The 22,375-nt window shown below is 68.2% G+C and carries 17 protein-coding genes; 9 read left to right on the top strand and 8 right to left on the bottom strand.

All coding sequences use genetic code 11. From position 1 onward, the window contains the following. Nucleotides 1-27 precede the first annotated feature (27 nt). Both WS46_RS26425 and WS46_RS26420 read left to right on the top strand, forming a co-directional pair. The gene (locus tag WS46_RS26425; RefSeq protein ID WP_059692274.1) at nucleotides 28-954 is read left to right on the top strand and encodes a LysR family transcriptional regulator; all 927 of its coding nucleotides are present in this window, start codon (nucleotides 28-30) and stop codon (nucleotides 952-954) included. 576 nt (nucleotides 955-1,530) lie between these two features. Further along, nucleotides 1,531-2,616: a porin gene (locus WS46_RS26420; RefSeq protein ID WP_059692273.1), complete on the top strand. Its 1,086-nt coding sequence runs from the start codon at nucleotides 1,531-1,533 to the stop codon at nucleotides 2,614-2,616. A gap of 168 nt (nucleotides 2,617-2,784) precedes the next feature. Here the strand turns inward: WS46_RS26420 and WS46_RS26415 are convergent, their stop codons facing one another. Then, nucleotides 2,785-3,123 carry a P-II family nitrogen regulator gene (locus tag WS46_RS26415; RefSeq protein ID WP_006398637.1) on the bottom strand — a complete coding sequence of 113 codons (339 nt, stop codon included), beginning with the start codon at nucleotides 3,121-3,123 and terminating at the stop codon, nucleotides 2,785-2,787. An 83-nt stretch (nucleotides 3,124-3,206) separates the two neighbouring features. Then, the gene (locus WS46_RS26410; RefSeq protein ID WP_059692272.1) at nucleotides 3,207-4,913 is read right to left on the bottom strand and encodes an NAD+ synthase; all 1,707 of its coding nucleotides are present in this window, start codon (nucleotides 4,911-4,913) and stop codon (nucleotides 3,207-3,209) included. Nucleotides 4,914-5,022: 109 nt separating this feature from the next. Here WS46_RS26410 and WS46_RS26405 point away from each other — a divergent pair, with 109 nt between their 5' ends. After that, nucleotides 5,023-6,204: a GNAT family N-acetyltransferase gene (locus tag WS46_RS26405; RefSeq protein WP_059692260.1), complete on the top strand. Its 1,182-nt coding sequence runs from the start codon at nucleotides 5,023-5,025 to the stop codon at nucleotides 6,202-6,204. Nucleotides 6,205-6,309: 105 nt separating this feature from the next. Further along, a complete protein-coding gene (locus WS46_RS26400; protein ID WP_059692259.1) occupies nucleotides 6,310-7,182 on the top strand; it encodes a GIY-YIG nuclease family protein in 873 nt (290 codons plus the stop codon). Nucleotides 7,183-7,239: 57 nt separating this feature from the next. Here the strand turns inward: WS46_RS26400 and ppa are convergent, their stop codons facing one another. Beyond that, nucleotides 7,240-7,767, bottom strand: a complete 528-nt coding sequence (gene ppa, locus WS46_RS26395; RefSeq protein WP_011885693.1) for an inorganic diphosphatase — start codon at nucleotides 7,765-7,767, stop codon at nucleotides 7,240-7,242. Nucleotides 7,768-8,030: 263 nt separating this feature from the next. Between ppa and WS46_RS26390 the strand changes: the two genes are divergently transcribed. The 3 genes from WS46_RS26390 (at nucleotide 8,031) to WS46_RS26380 (ending at nucleotide 11,740) form a co-directional block, all read left to right on the top strand. Beyond that, nucleotides 8,031-9,470: an aldehyde dehydrogenase family protein gene (locus WS46_RS26390; RefSeq protein WP_059692258.1), complete on the top strand. Its 1,440-nt coding sequence runs from the start codon at nucleotides 8,031-8,033 to the stop codon at nucleotides 9,468-9,470. Between the two features lie 75 nt (nucleotides 9,471-9,545). Then, on the top strand, nucleotides 9,546-10,304 hold the full coding sequence (locus WS46_RS26385; RefSeq protein WP_059527501.1) for an SDR family oxidoreductase: 759 nt from the start codon (nucleotides 9,546-9,548) through the stop codon (nucleotides 10,302-10,304). Between the two features lie 131 nt (nucleotides 10,305-10,435). Next, the gene (locus WS46_RS26380) at nucleotides 10,436-11,740 is read left to right on the top strand and encodes an MFS transporter (protein ID WP_059527504.1); all 1,305 of its coding nucleotides are present in this window, start codon (nucleotides 10,436-10,438) and stop codon (nucleotides 11,738-11,740) included. 104 nt (nucleotides 11,741-11,844) lie between these two features. Here the strand turns inward: WS46_RS26380 and WS46_RS26375 are convergent, their stop codons facing one another. The 3 genes from WS46_RS26375 to hemC are packed head-to-tail and all read right to left on the bottom strand — an operon-like array spanning nucleotide 11,845 to nucleotide 16,012. Then, nucleotides 11,845-13,032 carry a heme biosynthesis protein HemY gene (locus tag WS46_RS26375; RefSeq protein WP_059527516.1) on the bottom strand — a complete coding sequence of 396 codons (1,188 nt, stop codon included), beginning with the start codon at nucleotides 13,030-13,032 and terminating at the stop codon, nucleotides 11,845-11,847. A gap of 2 nt (nucleotides 13,033-13,034) precedes the next feature. Continuing rightward, nucleotides 13,035-15,011: a fused uroporphyrinogen-III synthase HemD/membrane protein HemX gene (gene hemDX, locus WS46_RS26370; protein ID WP_059692257.1), complete on the bottom strand. Its 1,977-nt coding sequence runs from the start codon at nucleotides 15,009-15,011 to the stop codon at nucleotides 13,035-13,037. Further along, nucleotides 15,011-16,012: a hydroxymethylbilane synthase gene (hemC, locus tag WS46_RS26365; protein WP_059527523.1), complete on the bottom strand. Its 1,002-nt coding sequence runs from the start codon at nucleotides 16,010-16,012 to the stop codon at nucleotides 15,011-15,013. The genes hemDX and hemC overlap by 1 nt, the downstream gene beginning before the upstream one ends. A 218-nt stretch (nucleotides 16,013-16,230) precedes the next feature. Here hemC and ppc point away from each other — a divergent pair, with 218 nt between their 5' ends. Beyond that, nucleotides 16,231-19,245: a phosphoenolpyruvate carboxylase gene (ppc, locus tag WS46_RS26360; protein WP_059692256.1), complete on the top strand. Its 3,015-nt coding sequence runs from the start codon at nucleotides 16,231-16,233 to the stop codon at nucleotides 19,243-19,245. A gap of 147 nt (nucleotides 19,246-19,392) precedes the next feature. On the opposite strand, the gene WS46_RS26355 is transcribed toward ppc, so the two are convergent. Then, nucleotides 19,393-20,145, bottom strand: a complete 753-nt coding sequence (locus WS46_RS26355; RefSeq protein ID WP_059692255.1) for a class I SAM-dependent methyltransferase — start codon at nucleotides 20,143-20,145, stop codon at nucleotides 19,393-19,395. Nucleotides 20,146-20,305: 160 nt separating this feature from the next. Here WS46_RS26355 and WS46_RS26350 point away from each other — a divergent pair, with 160 nt between their 5' ends. Further along, on the top strand, nucleotides 20,306-21,115 hold the full coding sequence (locus WS46_RS26350; RefSeq protein ID WP_059468225.1) for a helix-turn-helix transcriptional regulator: 810 nt from the start codon (nucleotides 20,306-20,308) through the stop codon (nucleotides 21,113-21,115). A gap of 6 nt (nucleotides 21,116-21,121) precedes the next feature. Here the strand turns inward: WS46_RS26350 and WS46_RS26345 are convergent, their stop codons facing one another. Then, nucleotides 21,122-22,117, bottom strand: a complete 996-nt coding sequence (locus WS46_RS26345) for a spore coat U domain-containing protein (protein ID WP_059692254.1) — start codon at nucleotides 22,115-22,117, stop codon at nucleotides 21,122-21,124. Nucleotides 22,118-22,375 lie beyond the last annotated feature (258 nt).

Genomic DNA, 22,375 nt, shown 5'->3' with positions numbered 1-22,375 from the left:
GTGCAGTTTCTTCATGTGGACATGAACATGATGCATCCCGACCTGCGCCGTCTCGACCTGAACCTGCTGCTCGCGTTCGACGCGTTGTACCGCCACAGGTCGGTCGCCGCGGCCGCGCACGAACTGGCGATGAGCCCGTCCGCGCTGAGCCACGCGCTCGCCCGGCTACGCGACGCGATCGGCGATGCGCTGTTCGTGCGGCTCGGCAACGAGATGCAGCCGACCGTGCGCGCCGACGACATCGCCACCTGGGCCGGCGATGCGCTCGACACGATGTCGAAGGGGCTCGCCCGCGCGCGCCGGTTCGATCCCGCGCACAGCGACCGCACGTTCGTGTTCGCCGCGAGCGACTACACGGCATTCGCCGTGCTGCCGGCGTTGCTGGCGCGCATCGAGCAGGTCGCCCCGCGGCTGCGGATCCGCGTCGTCCACTCCGACCGCAAGATTTCGATCGACGAACTCGCGGCCGGACGCATCGACTTCGCGCTCGGCTATCACGAGGAATCGGCCGCCGACGCGCCGGGCATCGAGGATTTCGACTGGTTCTCGGACGACTACGTGGTGATCGCGAGCGCCACGCATCCGGACATCCGCCGGCGGCTGACGCTCGACCAGTACCTCGCGGCACGCCACGTGGTCGTCACGCCTTGGAACGAGTCGCGCGGCGTCGTCGACTACGTGCTCGACCGGCTCGGCCTCGCGCGGCAGGTCGCCGTGCAGTTGCCCAGCGTGCTGGCCGCGCCGTTCGTGATCGCGGAATCGGCACTCCTGATGACGGTGCCGAACCGTGCCGCGCAGGCGCTGCGCCACGCGGCGCCGATCCGCATCTTCCCCGCGCCGTTCGAGATCCCGCGCTACACCGTGAAAATCTACTCGCACGCGAAGCACGCGCGCACCGACGCGCACCGATGGCTTCGCGCGCAGTTGCTCGACGCCCGGGCGGCATCCGCTTGAACCTGGCGCGCGTCCACGGCGGGCGGCGGTCAACCGTTGCCGGACAAGCGTTTCGGGCCTCGCCCGACATCGGCTGACCGCCGCCAAATCATTACGAAATACTTACCAATTTCGTCTCTGCGGCGCCTACGCTCGCGCCCCGATGGCGTCAATAGTGGCAATCCTTGACCCATGCTTATCGAATCCATGTCTCCCTTGTGTGACAAGGGTTTTCCGGGAATCGACGCCCCTTTGGGCAGCCATCGCGCACGGTGTTGCATGGCAAATTGGCGACAGCGGTTAGTCAAACAACGATTTCCATCGCCACAAAATTGTATTTTTGCTAAATTAGTAACCAAAGTAGCAAAACGAAGTTCGTGAAATGTAGTTTAGCTTCACGACACAACAAGGAGACCCCGCAAGCCGACCCGGCCGCGCGGGACCGCTCAACGGTTTTCCGTCCGCTTGCCCGCGTGCCGCGCTTACCGGCTCTGCACGAGGTCTCCCTGGTTATCCCGCTTTTCGCTTTTGCCCGGCGCTCGCTGCTCCGGGCATCTCGTGCAGTCTGGGTTGACTTTTTGACAGGGTATGGAGGAGATGATGAAGAAAGCTTTGGTCGCGGCCGCGCTGATGGCTGCTGGGGTGGTTACGGCGCACGCGCAGAGCAGCGTCACGCTGTATGGTCGCCTGGATGCCGGCCTCGAGTACATGAACGGGCTGCAGGATGGCCATCGCGTTCGCGCAGAAAGCGGCGACTGGGGCACGAGCCTGTGGGGCTTGAAGGGCAGCGAGGACATCGGCGGCGGCAACAAGGTCCTGTTCCACCTCGAAGGCGCGTTCAACACGATGAACGGCGGTCTCGGCACGTCCGGCTCGATCTGGGATCGTTTTGCGACCGTCGGTATTTCGAACGACCGCTACGGTACGCTGCTGCTGGGTCGCGAACTCGCGATCGCCAACGGCGTGTGGGACTTCGATCCGCTGGGCCAGTCGAGCTGGTCGTCGGCATCGCTGGTGCGCGGCCGCAACTGGAACAAGACCAGCAACAACGTGTCGTACCAGTCGCCGCAGTTCTACGGCTTCGACTTCTACGGCCAGTTCGCGTTCTCGAACTCGACCAGCTTCAACGGCAACACGACGGCCGGCCAGCCGGGTCGTGCAGCCGGCGCGCAGATCACCTATACGAACTCGCTGTTCCAGTTGCGCGGCATCTATGACGAAACGCGCGACAGCAACGGCCGCTTCTCGGACGTGTTCAACTATTCGCGTGAATACTTCGCGGGCGTGAACGTGTTCCTCGGCCAGTTCAAGGTGCAGGCGGCCTACCAGTCGTCGCACGCGGACGGCAGCGGCGGCCCGGCCGTCAACAACGGCATCACCGGCACCCAGCAAGTCTGGGGCGGCGTGACGTGGCAGGCAACGCCGGCGGCAGCGCTGATCGCCGCCGTGTACCACGTGAACGCGAACCACGGCGGCGGCAACGCGAACATCTACACGGTCGGCGGCTCGTACAACATTTCGAAACGCACGCTGTTCGACGTGCAGGTCGCGACGGTGCGCAACAGCTCGACGGCCAACTTCGGCCTGAACGCGAACGGCGCCGGCACGGCCGTCTCGACGGGCAACCCGCATCCGGGCGGCAGCCAGACCGGCGTCTACGCCGGCATCCAGCACCTGTTCTGATCAGGCGCCGTCCAGAGAACGATTCGACAACACTTTCCACGCTGCTGCGAGAGGCGCGTATCGGTGCGGTACCCTTCCGGGTATCCGCACCGTTTTTTATTGGCGGGCCGGGATCGTATGATCCACGGCCCGATCGACCGATTGGGTCAACCGTGCCCGAAGCGGCGCTCAGACCGCCGCTTCGTTCTCTTCGCCGGTGCGGATGCGGATCACGCGCTCGACGTCCGACACGAAGATCTTGCCGTCGCCGATCTTGCCGGTGCGCGCCGCGCCGATCACCGCGTCGATCACCTGGTCGACCTGCGCTTCCGCGACGACGACCTCGATCTTCATCTTCGGCAGGAAGTCGACCACGTATTCGGCGCCGCGATACAGCTCCGTGTGCCCTTTCTGGCGGCCGAAGCCCTTCACTTCCGTCACGGTCAGGCCGGTGAGGCCCACTTCGGCGAGCGCTTCGCGGACTTCGTCCAGCTTGAACGGCTTGATGATGGCGGTGATGCGTTTCATGATGGTTGTCCCTCAATGCTCGTTTGGATGCAGAATCGCGATCCCGATTGTAAGCCGGCCGGCCGCGTACGGCCCAGCGCGGCTCAGTCGAGACGTTCGGTAAAGCGTGACGTGATCGGATAGCGCCAGTCGCGCCCGAATGCGCGATGCGTGACGCGAATGCCGATGGGCGCCTGGCGGCGCTTGTATTCGTTGACCTTGATGAGCCGCGTCACGCGCGCGACGTCGGCCTCCGCATAGCCGGCCGCGACGATCTCCGCGAGCGGCCGGTCCTCCTCCATGTACATCCGCATGATCGCGTCGAGCACGTCGTACGGCGGCAGGCTGTCCTGGTCCGTCTGGTTCTCGCGCAGCTCGGCCGACGGCGCACGCGTCAGGATCCGCTCGGGAATCACGTCGCGCAGCCCGTAGTCCGTCGTTGCGTTGCGATAGCGGCACAGCCGGTAGACCAGCGTTTTCGCGATGTCCTTGATCACCGCGAAGCCGCCGGCCATGTCGCCGTACAGCGTGCAGTAACCGACCGCCATCTCGCTCTTGTTGCCGGTCGTCAGCACGATCGAGCCGAACTTGTTCGACAGCGCCATCAGCAGCGTGCCGCGGATGCGCGCCTGGATGTTCTCTTCCGTCGCATCCTCCGCGCGGCCCGCGAATTCGCCCGCGAGCGCCGCACGGAACGCGTCGAACATCGGCGCGATCGCGATCTCGTCGTAGCGCACGCCGACGCGCCGCGCCATCTCCGCCGCGTCGGTGGTCGAGATGTCGGCCGTGTAGCGCGACGGCATCATCACCGCGCGCACACGCTCGGGCCCGAGCGCGTCGCAGGCGACCGCGAGCACCAGCGCCGAATCGACGCCGCCCGACAGCCCGATCAGCACGCCGGGAAAACCGTTCTTGCCGATGTAGTCGCGCACGCCGGTCACGAGCGCGCGATAGACCTGCGCGTCGACCGGCAACTCGGGCGCGATCGCGCCGGGCAGCGGGCGCGCCCCGTCGAACTCGACGATCGCGTGCCCTTCGTCGAACTGCGGCATCTTCGCGACGAGCGCGCCCTGCGCGTCGAGCACGAACGAGCCGCCGTCGAACACGAGCTCGTCCTGGCCGCCGACGAGGTTCACGTACACCATCGGCAGCCCGGTTTCGCGGATCCGCGCGCGCAGGATGTCGATGCGTAGCGCTTCCTTGTTCATGTGGTACGGGGAACCGTTCGGGATCAGCAGCACCTGCGCGCCGGCGGCCTTCGCGATCTGCGCGGCCGACGCATGCCAGGCGTCCTCGCAGATGATCACGCCGTATCTGACGCCTTCCAGCTCGAACACGAGCGGCTCGGTGTCCGTCGCGAAGTAGCGCTTCTCGTCGAATACGTCCGCGTTCGGCAGATCCTGCTTGCGGTACGTCCCGACGATCTCGCCGCCGACGATCAGCGACACCGCGTTGTAGGTGTCGGTCGGCGGCACGCCGCGCTCGATCGGGCGGTTTGCATTACCATCGACGGCTGGCGCGTGCGGATCGCCGCCCGCGCTCCGCAGCGGATGGCCGACCAGCACCGCGAGCCCGTCGAACGCGCGCAGCGCATCGGCGAGCGTGTCGAGCGCGGCGGCCGCCGCCGTGTAGAACGCGGGCCGCAGCAGCAGGTCTTCCGGCGGGTAGCCGGACAGCGCGAGTTCGGGCGCGATCATCAGGTGCGCACCGTCGTTGTGCGCGGCGCGGGCGGCGGCGATGATCCGCGCGACGTTGCCGGCGAAATCGCCGACGGTGACGTTGATCTGGGCGAGAGCGAGTCGGGTCTTCATGACGGGATCGGCGCAGCCCGGCGGCGCGCCCTGAACGGCTGACGAAATCGTCCCGGATGCGGGCCACGGCGGCACGCATCCGGCGGCATCCAACAGTACGGATTCACGCTTGAAACACGAACGCATCGATTATCGCACGGGCATCCTGTCGTCCCCCGCTGAGGTGCCGGCCGACGAATGGAACGCACTGCTCGAGCGCGACGCGCAGCCGACGCCGTTCCTGCGCCACGAATTCCTCGACGCGCTGCACGTCGCGCGCTGCGCGGTCGACGACACCGGCTGGTCGCCGCACTTCGTCACGCTGACCGACGCGCGCACGGGCCGGCTCGCGGCCGCCGCGCCCGTCTACGCGAAACAGCATTCGTACGGCGAATACGTGTTCGACTGGGCGTGGGCCGATGCGTACCAGCGCAACGACCTGCCCTATTACCCGAAGCTGCTGTGCGCGGTACCGTTCACGCCCGTGCAGGGCACGCGCCTGCTCGCCGCCGACGACGACGCACGCCGCCGGCTCGCGGCCACGCTGTTGGCGTTCGCCGAGCAGAGCGACGTGTCGTCGCTGCACGTGCTGTTCCCGACCGGAGACGAAGCGCGGCTGCTCGAGTCGATGGGAATGATGCTGCGCGAAGGCGTGCAGTTCCACTGGCTCAACGACGGCTATCGCGATTTCGACGACTTCCTCGGCACGCTCGAGCAGAAGAAGCGCAAGAACATCCGCGCGGAACGGCGCAAGGTGCGCGATGCCGGTGTCACGTTCCGGCGGCTTACCGGCGAACAGATCACCGACGCCGACTGGCGCTTCTTCACGCGCTGCTACCGGCAGACCTACCGCGAGCACTATTCGAGCCCGTACCTGAACCTCGACTTCTTTCGCGCGATCGGCGCGACGATGCCGGAGAACCTGCTGCTCGTGATCGCCGAAGCCGACGGGAAGCCGATCGCGAGCTCGCTCGCCGTGTACCGGCGCGGCGCGAACGGCAGCGGCGGCACGCTGTACGGCCGCTACTGGGGCGCGCTCGAACACGTGCCGTGCCTGCATTTCGAAACGGCGTATTACCAGTTGCTCGAGTTCTGCATCGAGGCCGGGCTCGACACCTTCGAAGGCGGTGCGCAGGGCGAGCACAAGCTCGCGCGCGGCTTCCTGCCGACCGTCACGCATTCCGCGCACTGGCTCGCGCATCCGGCGTTCTCCGATGCGGTCGCGCGCTTTCTCGAACGCGAGACCGAGCATATCCACGCGTACGTCGACGAGCTGCGCGAACACGATCCGTTCCGGCGGAGTGCCGGGTAGCATCGGCCGGCCGGCACATCCGCTTCGGCGAAGGTCACGGCGATCGGTGGCGTTGACGCCCGCCATTTCTGAGACACTGACGGCTTCGCATCCCGCCGCCTTCCCATGTCCTGGTTTCTGTATCTGATCGAGTGCGCCGACGACAGCGTCTACACGGGCATCACGACCGATGTCGCCGCGCGCTTCGACGAGCACGCGTCCGGCAAGGGCGCGCGCTATACGCGCTCGCGCAAGCCGCGCGCCGTGCTCGCATCGTTCCCGCTGCCCGACCGGTCGATCGCGTCGCGCGCCGAATACTGGGTGAAGCGGCTCACGGCCGCGCAGAAACGCGAGCTGGCGGCCGGGATCCGGACGCTCGAATCGGTGTTGCCGGCCGGGATGTCGATCGACGGAAACGTCGACACCGCAGGGCCGCAGGACGGCACACGCGGAAAGAAGAAGATGAAGGCGAAGCGCGCCGACATTGCGAACGGGCCGGCCGAAACTGAAGAGGCTCGCGATAAGGCCGCGAAGAGCGGAACTGCCGGAAAAAAGATCGCGTCCGCGAAAACCGCGAAGACCCGACGCGCCGCAACGGCGCCAACGTCGGCAAAAACCTCGCCTGTCGCCGTGAAACGTGCCGGGACCGCCGACGACACGGAAGGGAAAAAGACCGCCTCGCGCGGCACGCCGGCAAAACGGGACAAGCCGGCCACGAACGCATTGCCGAAGCGGAAAGCGCCGGCAGCCGGCGGCAAGCCTGCCGCGAACGGACCCGCCGCCCCTGCTTCCGCCCCGGAGCGCGGCCGTCCGTCGACAAGGAAGGCCACCGCCGAAGTCATCGAGGCCGCCCCGGCCCCCGTTGCCCCCGCGCGCCGCGCAACGGGCGCGAAACGTGCGAAGGCCGCGCCGAGTGCTGGCGCCCAGCCGGCGCCGGCCCGCAAGAAAACCCTCGCACGCGCCACCGCGCGCACAAAACAAAACCGCGCGGCCTCCTGAGGAGACACGCGCGGTTTTGCGTTCCGAACGAACCGGCCGCGAGGCCGGCCTGCCGGCTTACTTCTTGTAGTTCGCGGCGCCGTCGGCGATTTCCTTGTGCGCGGCGTCGATGCCGGCCCAGCCTTCGACCTTCACCCACTTGCCCTTCTCGAGCGCCTTGTATTGCTCGAAGAAGTGCTTGATCTGGTCCTTCAGGTACTCGGGCACGTCGTCGATCGACTTCAGGTTCGCCGTCATCGGGCAGACCTTGTCGTGCGGCACGGCGACGAGCTTCGCGTCGACGCCCGACTCGTCGGTCATCTGCAGCATGCCGAGCACGCGCGAACGCACGATCGAGCCGGCCAGCAGCGGGAACGGCGTGATCACCAGCACGTCGACCGGATCGCCGTCGCCCGACAGCGTCTGCGGGATGTAGCCGTAGTTCACCGGGTAGCGCATGCCCGTGCCGATGAAGCGGTCGACGACGAGGAGACCCAGCTCCTTGTCCGCCTCGTACTTCACCGGATCGCTTTGCGCGGGGATCTCGATGATCACGTTGAAATCGTGCGGCAGGTCCTTGCCGGCCGGAACATGATTGAAGCTCATAGCGCTCTCTGTTGGTCGATGGGAATTCGGGACAGGGCGCCGCAGCCGATGCACCGCCGCGGGCGTCCCCGCAGGGAATGCGCCATTATAGCCAATCGACCGGTGGCGTCCGGATGACGATCGGCGCGATAATCGTTCCGGATGTCCGGCCATCGAACCGCGGGCGACGTTGCATGGGATCCGCGTAACCGCTGAAGCACCAACAGATTTGCATGGGACCCGAGCAAGCGCCGAAGCGCCAACCCGGGTCGACAGGAGCAGGCATGGAAGAGGCGAAGCACTTCATCGCGGGCGAATGGACGCTGCCCGCGCAACTGGAGACGATTCCGGTCGTCGACCCATCCGACGGTCAGCCGTTCGCGACGATCGCGCGCGGCACCGCGCCCGACATCGAGCGCGCGGTCGCCGCGGCCCGCGACGCGTTCGCGGGCCCCTGGGGCGCGGCGAGCGCCGCCGAGCGCGGCCGCGTGCTGATGCGGCTGTCCGCGCGCGTCGCCGACCACCTCGAGGAACTCGCCGCGATCGAGGCGCGCGACACCGGCAAACCGCTGAAGCAGGCACGTGCCGACGCCGCCGCGCTCGCGCGCTACTTCGAGTTCTACGCGGGCGCCGCCGACAAGCTGCACGGCGAGACCCTCCCCTATCAGGCCGGCTACACGGTGCTCACGGTGCGCGAGCCGCACGGCGTCACCGGCCACATCGTGCCGTGGAACTACCCGATGCAGATCTTCGGGCGCAGCGTCGGCGCGGCGCTCGCGGCCGGCAACGCATGCGTCGTGAAACCGGCCGAGGATGCGTGCCTGTCCGTGCTGCGCGTGGCCGAGCTGGCCGCCGAAGCCGGGCTGCCGTCCGGTGCGCTGAACGTCGTCACCGGCTACGGCCATGAAGCAGGCGCCGCACTCGCGCGCCATCCCGGCATCGACCACATCTCGTTCACCGGCTCGCCCGCAACCGGCAAGCTGGTCACGCAGATGGCGGCGGAGAATCATGTCCCCGTCACGCTCGAGCTCGGCGGCAAGTCGCCGCAGATCGTGTTCGCCGACGCCGATCTCGACGCGGCGCTGCCCGTGCTCGTGTCGGCGATCGTGCAGAACGGCGGGCAGACCTGCTCGGCCGGCAGCCGCGTGCTGATCGAGCGCGCGGTGTACGAGCCGCTCGTCGAACGGCTCGCCACCACCTTCAACGGGCTGCGTGTCGGCCCGAGCCGCGCGGATCTCGACTGCGGCCCGCTAATCAACGCGAAGCAGCAACAGCGCGTGTGGGATTTCCTGTCCGACGCGCAGCACGACGGCATTCCGATGGCCGCGCACGGCCAGGTCGTCGCCGAGGCGCCCGAAAGCGGCTTCTATCAGGCCCCCGCGCTGCTGCGCGACGTGCCGCCGTCGCACCGCCTCGCGCAGGAAGAAGTGTTCGGCCCGGTGCTTGCCGCAATGCGCTTCGTCGACGAAGACGAAGCGGTTGCGCTCGCGAACGGCACGCCGTACGGCCTCGTCGCCGGCATCTGGACCCGCGACGGCGCACGTCAGCTGCGTCTCGCGCGCCGGCTGCGCGCGGGCCAGGTGTTCATCAACAACTACGGCGCGGGCGGCGGCGTCGAGCTGCCGTTCGGCGGCGTCGGCCATTCGGGGCATGGTCGCGAGAAAGGCTTCGAGGCGCTGTACGGCTTCACCGCGCTGAAGACGATCGCGATCCGGCACGGCTGAACCGGACGAACGCGGCCGGCGATGACCGGCCGCGCACCGAAACACGACGCACGCTTCCAACACAGGAGACACATCATGCGGCTGAGCGGCAAGACGGCCATCGTCACGGGCGGCGGTTCGGGCTTCGGCGAGGGCATCGCGAAGACCTATGCGCGAGAAGGCGCGAACGTCGTCGTCAACGACCTGAACGGCGCGGCGGCCGAGCGCGTCGCGAGCGAGATCGCGCTGGCGGGCGGCAAGGCGATCGCGGTCGCGGGCGACGTGTCGAAGGACACCGACTGGCGCGCGCTGCTGCAAGCCGCGCTCGACGATTTCCATTCGGTGCAGATCGTCGTGAACAACGCCGGCACCACGCACCGCAACAAGCCGGTGCTCGACGTGACGGAAGCCGAGTTCGACCGCGTGTATGCCGTCAACATGAAGAGCCTGTTCTGGAGCGTGCAGACCTTCGTGCCATATTTCCGCACCCAGGGCGGCGGCGTGTTCGTGAACGTCGCGTCGACGGCCGGCGTGCGGCCGCGCCCGGGCCTCGTCTGGTACAACAGCACGAAGGGCGCGATGATCACCGCGAGCAAGTCGCTCGCGGCCGAGCTCGGCGCCGACCGGATCCGCGTGAACTGCATCAACCCGGTGCTCGGCGAGACGGGCCTGATGACCGAGTTCATGGGCTGCGAGGACACGCCGGAGAATCGCCGCCGGTTCCTGGCGACGATTCCGCTCGGCCGCTTTTCGACGCCGCAGGACATCGCGAATGCGGCGCTGTACCTTGCATCCGACGAAGCCGAGTTCATCACCGGCGTCTGCCTCGAAGTCGACGGCGGGCGCTGCATCTAGCCGCACCGCCGTGAATTGCGCGCACCGGCATCGCCGGCCTGCGCCGTATCCAACCATCATCATTGCTTCGCACGACACCGGATCGGGCGCCGACGCGCCAGGTCCGGACAACGACAAGAACTGGAGACAACATGGCAACATCGACGCAGTCGCTGCCGGGCTCGTCCGGCGCATTCGAGGAAGCAACCTACCGCAAGGTGTCCTGGCGGCTCACGCCGCTCCTGCTGCTGTGCTACGTGGTCGCGTATCTCGACCGCGTGAACGTCGGCTTCGCGAAGCTGCAGATGGCGAGCGACCTGAATCTCAGCGACACGGTCTACGGGCTCGGCGCCGGGATCTTCTTCTTCGGCTACTTCCTGTTCGAAGTGCCGAGCAACATCATCCTGCACAAGGTCGGCGCGCGCGTCTGGATCGCGCGCATCATGGCGACGTGGGGCGTGATCTCGATCCTGACGATGTTCGTCACGACGCCCGCGATGTTCTACGTGATGCGCTTCCTGCTCGGCGTCGCCGAAGCCGGCTTCTTCCCCGGCGTGATCCTGTACCTCACCTACTGGTATCCCGCGCACCGGCGCGGCCGGATGACGACGTTCTTCATGACGGCAGTCGCGTTGTCCGGCGTGATCGGCGGGCCGATCTCCGGCTTCATCCTGAAGGCGTTCAACGGCGTGAGCGGCTGGCACGGCTGGCAATGGCTGTTCCTGCTCGAAGGGATCCCGTCGGTGCTGGCCGGCGTGCTCGTATTCTTCGCGCTCGACGACCGGATCGCGAAGGCCAAATGGCTCACCGACGACGAAAAGGCGCTGCTCGCGCGCAACGTCGACGCGGAAGAAGCAACGAAGGAAGACCTGCCGCTCGGCGCGGTGATGGCGAGCCCGCGCGTGTGGCTGATGGCGCTCATCTACTTCTCGTTCGTGATGGGGCTGTACGGCGTCGGCTTCTGGCTGCCGACGATCATCAAGGCAACCGGCGTGACCGACACGTTCATGATCGGCCTGCTGTCGGCGGTTCCGTATGCGGCGGCGGTGGTCGCGATGATCCTGATCGCGCACAGCGCGGACAAGCGCCGCGAACGACGCTGGCACCTCGCGATTCCGGCCGCGTTCGGCGCGCTCGGGCTCGTGCTGTCGGTGATCTGGGCGCACCAGACGGCGCTCGCGATGCTCGGCCTCACGCTCGCGACGATGGGCATCCTGACGACGCTGCCGCTGTTCTGGAGCCTGCCGACCGCGTTCCTCGGTGGTGCGGCCGCTGCAGCGGGCATCGCGATGATCAATTCGATCGGCAACCTCGCGGGCTTCCTGAGCCCATACATGATGGGCTGGCTCAAGCAGGCGACGGGCGCCAACGACGCGGGCATGTACATGCTCGCCGGGTTCCTCGTGCTCGGCGGACTGCTTGCGCTGTCGGTGCCGAAGCGGCTTGTCGACAGGTGATGCGCACGTGACGACGTGCCTGCCGCAGTGCTATGCATGAAAAAGCCCCGAAGGCCGATTGGCGTTCGGGGCTTTTTTACGCGCGGCGGGCAAGCGCCGCCGCATCAGACCACGGTAATCGCGAGCGCGCTTTCGCGGTAATGCTTGGCCGCCTTGTCGGTTTCGCCGAGATGCTCGAACAGGCGTGCGAGCGCACGGTGCGCACGCACCTTCAGCGCCTCGTTGTCGGCCTGCTTCAGCGCGGCTTCGAGGAACGACTGCGCCTTGCCCCACAGCTGCTGCTGCTGGCAGAGACGGCCGAGCGCGAACAGCAGGTCGGCATCCTCCGGGTGATCCTTCTTCCACCCTTCGGCCTTCTGGATCAGCGGCAACGCATCGCCGCCGGCCGTGTCCGGATAGCGGCGCAGGAGGCGCGCGTCCCAGTTGTGCGCGAGCGCTTCCTCGACGATGCGGCGCGCTTCGGTGCGGCGCTCGAGCGTCACCAGCAGGTCGGCCGCGAGATCGGCCAGGCGCGGCGACTGGCGCTCGAGCGGCGACAGCGACTGCCACACCTCGAGGAGCGCGTCCGGGTCGTGCCGGCGTTCGCGCAGCAGATTCTCCGCCGCCTGCTGGCGCAGCCGCACGGCCGCGGCCGGATGCAGCGCCTCGCGCTTCTCGAGCGCCTTCGCGAGCTTCAGCACCTCGGCCCAGTTCTTCAACTGCTGCTGTGCGCGCAGCGCGACCTGCTGCGCATGGATGCGCTTGCCGCCCGCCTGCAGGTCGGCCAGCGCGGCGAGCGCACCGTCGGCATCGCGCGCATCCGCGCGCATGTCGGCCGCGGCAAGCAACCGTGCATCCTGCCATTCCGGCGCGTCGACCTTCGACAGCCAGTCGTCGCGGCGCGTGTACTCGTGCATCCGGTGCGCGGCGGTCGCCGCGACGAGACTCGCGGCGCCCTGGTTCGCATCGACCGCGAGCGCGTCGCGCGCGGCCTTCTCGGCGCGCGAGAAGCGGCCTGCGTACAGGTTCGCGATCGCGTCGCGCAGCGACGCCTGTGCCTTCTCGTTGCGCGAGCGCGCACGATATGCGGCGACCCGCTGCGGCATGCGCCAGATGTTGCGCACGATGCGCAGCAGCGCGTACACGACGATGAACAACACGACGATGGAGATCACGAACAGGTTCAGCGACACGTCGACCCGGTACGGCGGATAGACGAGCAGCACCTGCCCCGCGTCGAAATGGCCGACGGTGGCGAGTGCCGCGGCGATCGCGAACAGGATCGCGAGCCAGACGATTCCTCGAAGCGTCATCGTTACCCCCGGCTCTTGAACTGCTGAACGGCGTTCAGGCTCGTGTTCAGGTTCGGCACCGCGACCGTCAGCGATGCGCCGTCGACCTGCTTGAGCAGATCCTCGACGGTTTGCGTGTCCCTCGATGCCTGGTCGAAATACTTGCCGAGCGACGCCTGCGTCGCATGCAGGTCGGCCTTCATCGCGCCGTCATTGCGCGCGAGCAGCGACAGCCGCGCGGTGAGCAGGCGCAGCTTCACGTTCTCGCGCACGAAGTAGCCCTGGTCCGGCGATGCGAGCATCGCGTCGGCGTTGTCGATCCGGCGAACCTGCACGAGGCCCTTCAGCTGCTGGCCGAGCCCGGCCGAGAAGTCATGCCACCACACCTTCCAGCGCGGCTCGCCGGCCACGGCCGCGGCCGACGACGCGGCGTCGGCCGGCACGGCCTTCGGTGCCGCGTGCGGGACGATCGCCTCGCCGGACAGCGGCAGCGCGTCGATCTTCGCGATCGCGTCGTCGAGCTTGATCGCGAGGCCCGTAAGGTCGGCCGACGGTGCGGCCTTCAGCTTCTCGATGTCCTGCGCGAGCGCCTTGCGCACCGTCACGGCCTGCGCGCTCTGCGACGTCGCGAGGCGCGCATCGGCATTCTGCAGCGCGATCAGCGCGAGTTGCGTGTTCCCCGTCAGCTGCAGTTGCTGGCTCGCGCTCGACAGCATCTGATCGACTTCCTCGAGCATCCAGGCGTCGCGGTTGCGCGACAGGTCCTGGTATTGCTGCTGCAGCGCCTGCTGCGCGCTCTGCGCATCGGCGAGCTTGCCGTCGAGCTGCGCAAGCTGCGTGTCGACCTGATGCGTGCTCGCGAGCGCCTGCTCGGTCTTCGTGCGGGTTTCGGCCGTCTGCGCATCGAGCGCCTTCTGGCGCGCGACGAACGACTCGTCGAGCCGGTCGACCTTGCGGTTCAGCGCGTAGCCGCCCACACCCGCCGCGCAGCCGAGCACGACGACGACGAACCACAGCGCCGCGCTGCCGCTGCGGCGCGCATGCGGTTCGGACGCGAGATAAGGAGGACTGGACGGCGGTGCGGATGCAGCGGCCGGCTGGGAAGCGACGCCTTTGGAATCGTTGGTATCTGTCATGCGTTTAGTCACCGGTGCGGCTGTCGCCGGTTGGACGGCCTCGTCGGCCATCGTTCGAAACGCGCGGACGATGCGCTCATCGCCCGCGCCGGTCAGCGTAATCCTATCAAAACCCAGTGCGCGCGCGGTCTGCTCGATGCGCGGATGCGGCGTCACGAGCGGCGCATGCTTCAGCGCCTCGATCTCGGCGTCGTTCAGATGCGCGCGAGAGAGTTCGTGCAGGTTGCGCACGCCCTCCGAGCTCGTGACGAGCCACGCGTGCGGCGCGCCGGCGAGCAGCGCATGCACGCGCTCCCACGCGCCGATGCGCGGCTCGGGCACGACGCGCCGGTACGCGGCGACCAGCGTGACCTCCGCGCCGGCTTCGCGCAGCCGCTCGGCGAGCCATTCGCGGCCGCCGTCGCCGCGCACGATCAGCACGTGCCGGCCGGCGAGCGCATGCGCGCCGCCGAACGCGGCCTCGATGCTCGCGAACAGGCTTTCCGAATCGTAATGCGGGACATCGCCATCGGCGGGTGCTTGCGGCGCGATCACGCGATGCGCGGGCGCCGCGATGCCGTGGCGCTCGAGCGCCGCGACGCTGCCGGGGCCGACGACGCCAACCGGCAGCGCATTCGGCCAGATCGCGCCGTACTGCGCGAGCGCGCGGTCGATCGCGTTCGGCGACACGAAGATCACGAGCGCGTAACGCTCAAGCGCCGCGAACGCGGCGCCAAGCGGCGCCGGATCGTCGACCGGCGCGATGTCGATCAGCGGGAATTCGAGCACGTCGCAACCGGCCTCGGCCAGTTGGGCCGCAAGCGCGGCCGACTGACCGTCCGGGCGTGTCAGGACGGCGGTGAACGCGCGCGCGCCGCCCGCCATCAGGCGTCGCCCTTGCCGGCCTGCGAGCCGGCGAGCAGTGCGTTGACGATATCGCGCGCGCCCTGCGCCTCGAGCTCGTCGGACACCGCGCGGCCGAGCGCGAGCGCATCGGCGACGGTCATGACGGCACCGCACTCCTCCGCGGTCAGCACGCGCTGTCCGTCGGTCGTCGACACGCGGCCCGTCAGGTACAGCTCGCCCGCTCGCCACACCGCGTGGGCGGCGAGCGGCACCTCGCAGCTGCCGCCGAGCGCGCGCGACACCATCCGCTCGGCCTCGACCGCGAGCGCGGTCCGCGGGTCGTGCAGCGGCGCGAGCCATCCCGCGACGTCCGTGCGATGCGCGGCGATTTCGATGCCGAGCGCGCCCTGGCCGGCGGCCGGCGGGCTGTCCTCGACGCCGATCAGCGCGCGGATTCGCGCTTCGAGGCCAAGGCGCTTCAGGCCCGCGGCCGCGAGAATGATCGCCGCATAGTCGCCGCGATCGAGCTTCGACAGGCGCGTGTCGAGGTTGCCGCGCAGCGGCAGCACGTTCAGGTGCGGATAACGCGCGCGCAGCATCGCCTCGCGGCGCAGGCTCGACGTCCCGACGACCGCGCCGGCCGGCAGCGCGTCGAGCGACGCGTAGTCGTTCGACACGAACGCGTCGCGCGGATCCTCGCGCTCCATGATCGCGGCGAGCGAGAAGCCGTCGGGCAGCGCCATCGGCACGTCCTTCAGCGAATGCACGGCCAGGTCGGCACGACCGTCGGCGAGCGCATTCTCCAGTTCCTTCACGAACAGGCCCTTGCCGCCGACCTTCGACAGCGTGCGGTCGAGAATCTGATCGCCACGGGTCGTCATCCCGAGGATTTTCACGTCACAAGCTGGATATAATTTGCGCAGCGCATCACGCACATGTTCGGCTTGCCACATCGCCAGGCGACTCTCGCGCGAAGCAATCGTCAGCGTCACGGGGGCTTGTGCCGACCGCGGCCCGGCCGAAGAGATCTCGGAATTCATTGCAGGAACAATCGAAGGACGGGATTGAAGATCGAACAATGGTAGCACGCACGCCCCGGCCCGCCCGGGCCCGGCGCCTGCGCCCGCCGCGCTTCGGCGCCGGCGGCGACACCGATGCGCGGATGTGCCGCACGTAGCTGGTTGCTTGACCGCAGTTCCCGTAGTTTCCGCAGTCCCCGCAGTCCCTTTTGACTCGAGCTTTCCCAAGGAAACCCATCGTGAAGTCTTCCGGATCGGCGCGTACGACGCGCCGCAATGCTGCCTTGCCCTCCTCCGACGCCCAGACGGGCTCCATCGCCACCGCCGCGAACGGCCGTGCGAAAACGGCAACGAAACCGAAAGACCCGATACGTCAGACAAAACGCGCGATCAAGACCGCCGCCCCGGCCAACGGCAAGGCCGGCGCGGCGAAGCCCGGCGCCCGCACGCGCGAGGACAAGGACGGCCCGCTGTTCGAGGACATTCGCTACCTCGGCCGCCTGCTCGGCGACGTGGTGCGCGAACAGGAAGGCGACACCGTGTTCGACGTCGTCGAGACCATTCGCCAGACGGCGGTGAAGTTTCGCCGCGAGGACGACAGCGAGGCCGCGCAAACGCTGGAGAAAAAGCTGCGCAAGCTGACGCCGGAGCAGACGGTGAGCGTCGTGCGCGCGTTCAGCTATTTCTCGCATCTGGCGAACATCGCGGAAGACCGCCATCACAACCGCCGCCGCCGCATCCACGCGCTGGCCGGCTCCGCGGCCCAGCCCGGCACCGTCGCGTACGCGCTCGAGCAGCTGAAGACGACCGGCAACGCGTCGAAGCGCCTGCTGCAGCGCTTCTTCGACGATGCGCTGATCGTCCCGGTGCTGACCGCGCACCCGACCGAAGTGCAGCGCAAGAGCATCCTCGACGCGCAGCACGACATCGCGCGGCTGCTCGCCGAGCGCGATCAGCCGCTGACGGCGCGCGAACGCTCGTACAACGAATCGATGCTGCGCGCGCGCGTGACCGCGCTGTGGCAGACTCGCATGCTGCGCGACGCGCGCCTGACGGTCGGCGACGAAATCGAGAACGCGCTGTCGTACTACCGCGCGACGTTCCTCGACGAGCTGCCCGCGCTGTACGGCGACATCGAGGCCGCGCTCGCCGAGCACGGCCTGTCCGCGCGCGTGCCCGCGTTCTTCCAGATGGGCAGCTGGATCGGCGGCGACCGCGACGGCAACCCGAACGTGACCGCCCCGACGCTCGAAGAAGCGATCAACCGCCAGGCCGCCGTGATTCTCGAACACTACCTGGAACAGGTGCACAAGCTCGGCGCCGAGCTGTCGGTGTCGAACCTGCTGGTCGGCGCGAACGACGCGGTGAAAGCGCTCGCAGCCGCGTCGCCGGACCAGTCGCCGCACCGCGTCGACGAACCGTATCGCCGTGCGCTGATCGGCATCTACACGCGGCTCGCCGCAAGCGCGCGCGTACGACTCGGCGAAGGCACGGTGCCCGTGCGCAGCGCCGGCCGCGGCGCGCCGCCGGTGCGTGCGGTGCCGTATGCCGATTCCGAGGCCTTCGTCGCCGACCTGAAGGTGCTGACCGCCTCGCTCGACGAACACCACGGCACGTCGCTCGCCGCGCCGCGCCTCGCACCGCTCGTGCGCGCGGCCGAGGTGTTCGGCTTCCATCTCGCGAGCATCGACCTGCGCCAGAGCTCCGACATCCACGAAGCCGTGGTCGCCGAGCTGTTCGCGCGTGCCGGCGTGCACGCAGACTACGCGTCGCTCTCCGAGGACGACAAGCTGATCGCGCTGCTTGCCGCGCTTGCCGATCCGCGTCCGCTGCGCTCGCCGTACATCGAATACTCGGCGCTCGCGCAGAGCGAGCTGGGCGTGTTCGAGAAGGCCCGCGAGGTGCGTGCGCAGTTCGGTCCGCGCGCGGTACGCAACTACATCATTTCGCACACCGAGACGGTCAGCGACCTCGTCGAAGTCCTGCTGCTGCAGAAGGAAACCGGGCTGCTCGAGGGCGCGTTCGGCGCCGCTCACGACAGCGCGCGCAACGGCCTGATGGTGATTCCGCTGTTCGAGACGATCCCCGACCTGCGCGACGCCGCGCGCATCATGCGCGAATACTTCGCACTGCCGGGCATCGACGCGCTGATCGCGCACCAGGGCGCCGAGCAGGAAGTGATGCTCGGCTACTCGGACAGCAACAAGGACGGCGGCTTCCTGACGTCGAACTGGGAGCTGTATCGCGCGGAGCTCGCGCTCGTCGACCTGTTCCGCGAACGCAAGATCACGCTGCGGCTGTTCCACGGCCGCGGCGGCACGGTCGGCCGCGGCGGCGGCCCGACTTACCAGGCGATCCTGTCGCAGCCGCCGGGCACCGTGAACGGCCAGATCCGCCTGACCGAACAGGGCGAGGTGATCGCGAGCAAGTTCGCGAACCCCGAAATCGGCCGGCGCAATCTCGAGACGGTGGTCGCCGCGACGCTCGAGGCGTCGCTGCTGCCGCAATCGAACGCGCCCGCCCAGCTGCCCGCGTTCGAAGCCGTGATGCAGACGCTGTCCGACGCCGCGATGGCGTCGTATCGCGCGCTCGTCTATGAAACGCCCGGTTTCACAGACTACTTCTTCTCGTCGACGCCGATCACCGAGATCGCCGAGCTGAACATCGGCAGCCGTCCGGCCTCGCGCAAGCTGCAGGATCCGAAGCACCGCAGGATCGAAGACCTGCGCGCGATTCCGTGGGGCTTCTCGTGGGGCCAGTGCCGGCTGCTGCTGACGGGCTGGTACGGCTTCGGCAGCGCGGTGAGCGCGTATCTCGACGGCGCGCAGGACGCGGCCGAACGCACGAAGCGCGTCGCGCTGCTGAAGAAGATGAACAAGACCTGGCCGTTCTTCGCGAATCTGCTGTCGAACATGGACATGGTGCTCGCGAAGACCGATCTCGCGGTCGCGTCGCGCTATGCGCAACTGGTCGCCGACCGCAAGCTGCGCAAGCACGTGTTCGAGCGGATCGTCGCGGAATGGGAGCGCACGTCGCAGGCGCTCGCGGAAATCACCGGTCACACAGGCCGCCTCGCGACCAACCCGCTGCTCGCGCGCTCGATCAAGAACCGCTTCCCGTATCTCGATCCGCTGAACCACCTGCAGGTCGAGCTGATCAAGCGTCACCGCGCGGGCGACACGAACGCGCGGCTGCGCCGCGGGATTCACCTGACCATCAACGGGATCGCGGCCGGCCTGCGCAATACGGGCTGATCCGCGCGCGGCGCGGGCCTGCCCGGCGCCGCGCCGGCATCGCGAAGCGAAAGCCGCAAAACGAAAGCCGCGATACGCAACCACGCGTATCGCGGCTTTTTTTCATGGAGCGGCCGACGGCGCCGGCCGCCGTGTCGCCTCATACGCTCATTGCGCGTCGATCAGCAGCGCGTCGTGCTCGAACGAGCCGTCCGTCCGCACCGCGTAGTAGCCGCGCACCTCGTCGGGCGCATGCGCCCACAGCGCGCGGATGCCCGCGACGCTGTCGGCCGGCGTGCGGATCCGCTCGACCCATGTATCGAAATCGATCGGCAAGCGCCAGCGGCTCTGCACGTGCGCGTCGAACCCGGCGTCGCGGAACATCGCGAGCCATTCGTCGGCACGGTAGTCGCGCACGTGCGACGCGTCGCGCAGCACTTCGGCGGCCTGCAGATAGGTGTCGAGCAGCGGATGGTCGTTGCCTGCGATGTCGATCATCAGCACGCGGCCGCCCGGCTTCAGCACGCGACGCACCTCGGCGAGCGCCGCGCGCACGTCGTGCCAGTGGTGCGCGCTCATCCGGCTGACCACCCAGTCGAACGTGCCGGCTTCGAACGGCAGCCGTTCGGCCGGCCCCTGCTGCGTGCGGATGTTCGCGAGCCCGCGCACGCGCGCGGCGGCGTCGACGGTTGCGAGCATCGGCGCCGCGAGATCGTATGCGACCACCTCGCGCACGTGCGGCGCGACCGCGAAACTCGCGTGGCCCGCACCGCAACCGAGATCGAGCACCGCGGCGTCGGGCGTTGCGCGCACGGCGTCCGCCAGCGCCTGCAGATCGGCGCCCGTCGCGTGGACCGTGCTCGTCAGGTAGGCGGCGGCCGTCGTGCCGAATGCGTCGGCGACCTGGTCGTGGTGTTTCATCGTTCGCTCCTTCTTTGGGTGGTGCGCTCGCTGCCTGTCAGCGCGCGAATCGCTACAATAGGGCCGCGCTTGTACCAGTACAAGTTAAGCAGTTATTCTGGTATTTGTTACACCTGCCTGATCCTTCGCGCCTTCGGCGCCCCTTTTCAGCCGTTTCCGCATGAACCTGCCGTCCTCCGCCCCCACCCCGCCCCTCGACGCGACGCCCGCCCGCGCACTCGGCGAATTCATCCGCGCGCACCGCGAACGGCTGTCGCCGCAGGCCGTCGGCCTGCCGCCCGGCCCGCGCCGCCGCACGCCGGGGCTGCGGCGCGAGGAAGTCGCGCAGCTGTGCGGCGTCAGCCCCACGTGGTACACGTGGATCGAGCAGGGTCGCCCGGTGTCGGCGTCGGCCGATGCGCTCGCGCGGATCGCCGTCGCACTGCAACTGTCGAAGGCCGAACGCGCTTACCTGTTCGAACTGGCCGCGCAGCGCGATCCGGCCGAGCCCGACGTAGCGGCCGGCGACCTGCCGCCGACGCTCGCGGCAACCGTCGCCGCGATCGCCACGCCCGCCTACGTGCTCGACCGGCAATGGAACGCGCTCGCATGGAATGCACCGGCCGCCGCGCTGTTCACGGGCTGGCTCGACGGCGAACACGACCGCAACCTGCTGCGCTTCACGTTCATGGCGCCGGCCGCGCGCACGCTGATCGTCGACTGGGAAACCCGCGCGCGGCGACTCGCGGCCGAATTCCGCGCCGACTCGATCCGCCACCTCGCCGATGCGCCGACCCGCGCGCTGATCGACGCACTGATGGCCGGCAGCGATGCCTTCGCACAGTATTGGGCGTCGCAGGACGTGTTCGAGCGCGAAGGCGGCCTGCGCGAATTCGACCATCCGGCCGACGGCCGCCTCGTGTATCAGCAGATCACGCTGAAGCCCGCGCATCGCGAAGACCTGAAGCTGGTCGTGCTCGTGCGCGATTGACGCGGCTCAGAAGCTGATCGTCGCGGTAATGGTGTCGCTGTAGTTGCCGGGCGCCGGTGTCGTCTGCGCGGGTACGCGGCCGTATATCGTGATCGCCTGCGCGAACCCGCTCCCGGTTCCGGTCGCCATCGTCGTGCCGCCGGTGCCGTCGCCCCACGGTTGCGTGAAGGCGCTGTCCTGGTAGAGCTGATAGCTGACCGAGCCGCCGCCCGTGCGTCGCATCGTGCGTGCAGTGACACTGCCGCTGGCGCCGCCGTTCAACGCAATCTGGAATGCATCGCCGTTCGTGCATCGCGCACTGATCGAGCCGCTCGCGGTCAGCGCCGACGCCAGCACGCCCGACGCCGGAAACGCAACGCCGGTCGCGCTGATGATGCAGTTGTTGATGACGGTGGCGGTGGCGGTAAAACTCATCGTGCCCGCCGTCGCCTGCGATGCGCACGGCGTCGGCAGCACGCCGAGCAGCGAAAAACTGTAGCTGTAGGCGGCCTGGTTGCCGCTGAAGCTCTGCGTATAGACCGTGCTGGCATTGTTCACGGTCGGCACGGTGGGCTGGTTCGCCGCGATGCGGCCGTAGATGGTCACGTTCGTACTCGCGGACGTGCCGAGCCCCGGTTTCGTCAACGAGACGGATATCGGCGTCGTGCCGGTGCTGACGGCGCCCCAAGGCTGCGAATAGCCCGAGTCCTGATACAGGTCGTACTGCATCTGGTTCGCCCCGTTGGTCAGGTAGCGCGGGCTCGTGCCGGCGAGGTTCACGCAAACGAGCACACCAGTGTTCAGGCTCAGTGTGTCCCACGTGCAACTCACGGTCATCGTGCTGTTCGTCGTATAGGCCTGCTGCGTGATCGGACTGACCGAGCCGAAGCTCGGCACCGGCGGCGTCACCGAACACGAATCCGCGCGGGCCGACATCCACGGCAAGCCGAGCAGCACGACCAGCAACAGGCACGATAGCGCGCGCAACCAGCGGCGCGCCGTGCGGAATCCGTGATCCGCCATGCATTCCCCCGAAAATGCCCGTCCGTTCGACCCGGCTCCCGGCCCGGGCAGCGCCCTCATGGTATCCGTCCGCGCACCGATCATTCGCACTGTTACTTGATCCATGTCAAAACCGCCGATGGCCATCGATCTCGAACCCCTGACAATGCGCTCCGAGTCGGCGTTTTCTCGATTGCGCGCGACCGAATCCGTGGAGTAGTCTTCCACCAACGACAGAGCGGTTACGGCGACCGGCAACAGACCACGCGGCAGGCACTC

The organism is Burkholderia sp. RF4-BP95, assembly GCF_001521985.1.
GTDB lineage: Bacteria > Pseudomonadota > Gammaproteobacteria > Burkholderiales > Burkholderiaceae > Burkholderia > Burkholderia diffusa.
The sequence above is the reverse complement of the archived record's forward strand: the minus strand, read 5'-3'. Positions and strand labels throughout refer to the sequence as shown.

What these genes read in the sequence shown, in the direction of transcription:
- WS46_RS26425 (WP_059692274.1), top strand. Translation starts at nt 28, where the DNA reads ATGATGCATCCCGACCTGCGCCGTCTCGACCTGAACCTGCTGCTCGCG.
- WS46_RS26420 (WP_059692273.1), top strand. Translation starts at nt 1,531, where the DNA reads ATGATGAAGAAAGCTTTGGTCGCGGCCGCGCTGATGGCTGCTGGGGTG.
- WS46_RS26415 (WP_006398637.1), bottom strand. Translation starts at nt 3,123, where the DNA reads ATGAAACGCATCACCGCCATCATCAAGCCGTTCAAGCTGGACGAAGTC.
- WS46_RS26410 (WP_059692272.1), bottom strand. Translation starts at nt 4,913, where the DNA reads ATGAAGACCCGACTCGCTCTCGCCCAGATCAACGTCACCGTCGGCGAT.
- WS46_RS26400 (WP_059692259.1), top strand. Translation starts at nt 6,310, where the DNA reads ATGTCCTGGTTTCTGTATCTGATCGAGTGCGCCGACGACAGCGTCTAC.
- ppa (WP_011885693.1), bottom strand. Translation starts at nt 7,767, where the DNA reads ATGAGCTTCAATCATGTTCCGGCCGGCAAGGACCTGCCGCACGATTTC.
- WS46_RS26390 (WP_059692258.1), top strand. Translation starts at nt 8,031, where the DNA reads ATGGAAGAGGCGAAGCACTTCATCGCGGGCGAATGGACGCTGCCCGCG.
- WS46_RS26385 (WP_059527501.1), top strand. Translation starts at nt 9,546, where the DNA reads ATGCGGCTGAGCGGCAAGACGGCCATCGTCACGGGCGGCGGTTCGGGC.
- WS46_RS26380 (WP_059527504.1), top strand. Translation starts at nt 10,436, where the DNA reads ATGGCAACATCGACGCAGTCGCTGCCGGGCTCGTCCGGCGCATTCGAG.
- WS46_RS26375 (WP_059527516.1), bottom strand. Translation starts at nt 13,032, where the DNA reads ATGACGCTTCGAGGAATCGTCTGGCTCGCGATCCTGTTCGCGATCGCC.
- hemDX (WP_059692257.1), bottom strand. Translation starts at nt 15,011, where the DNA reads ATGGCGGGCGGCGCGCGCGCGTTCACCGCCGTCCTGACACGCCCGGAC.
- hemC (WP_059527523.1), bottom strand. Translation starts at nt 16,012, where the DNA reads ATGAATTCCGAGATCTCTTCGGCCGGGCCGCGGTCGGCACAAGCCCCC.
- WS46_RS26355 (WP_059692255.1), bottom strand. Translation starts at nt 20,145, where the DNA reads ATGAAACACCACGACCAGGTCGCCGACGCATTCGGCACGACGGCCGCC.
- WS46_RS26350 (WP_059468225.1), top strand. Translation starts at nt 20,306, where the DNA reads ATGAACCTGCCGTCCTCCGCCCCCACCCCGCCCCTCGACGCGACGCCC.
- WS46_RS26345 (WP_059692254.1), bottom strand. Translation starts at nt 22,117, where the DNA reads ATGGCGGATCACGGATTCCGCACGGCGCGCCGCTGGTTGCGCGCGCTA.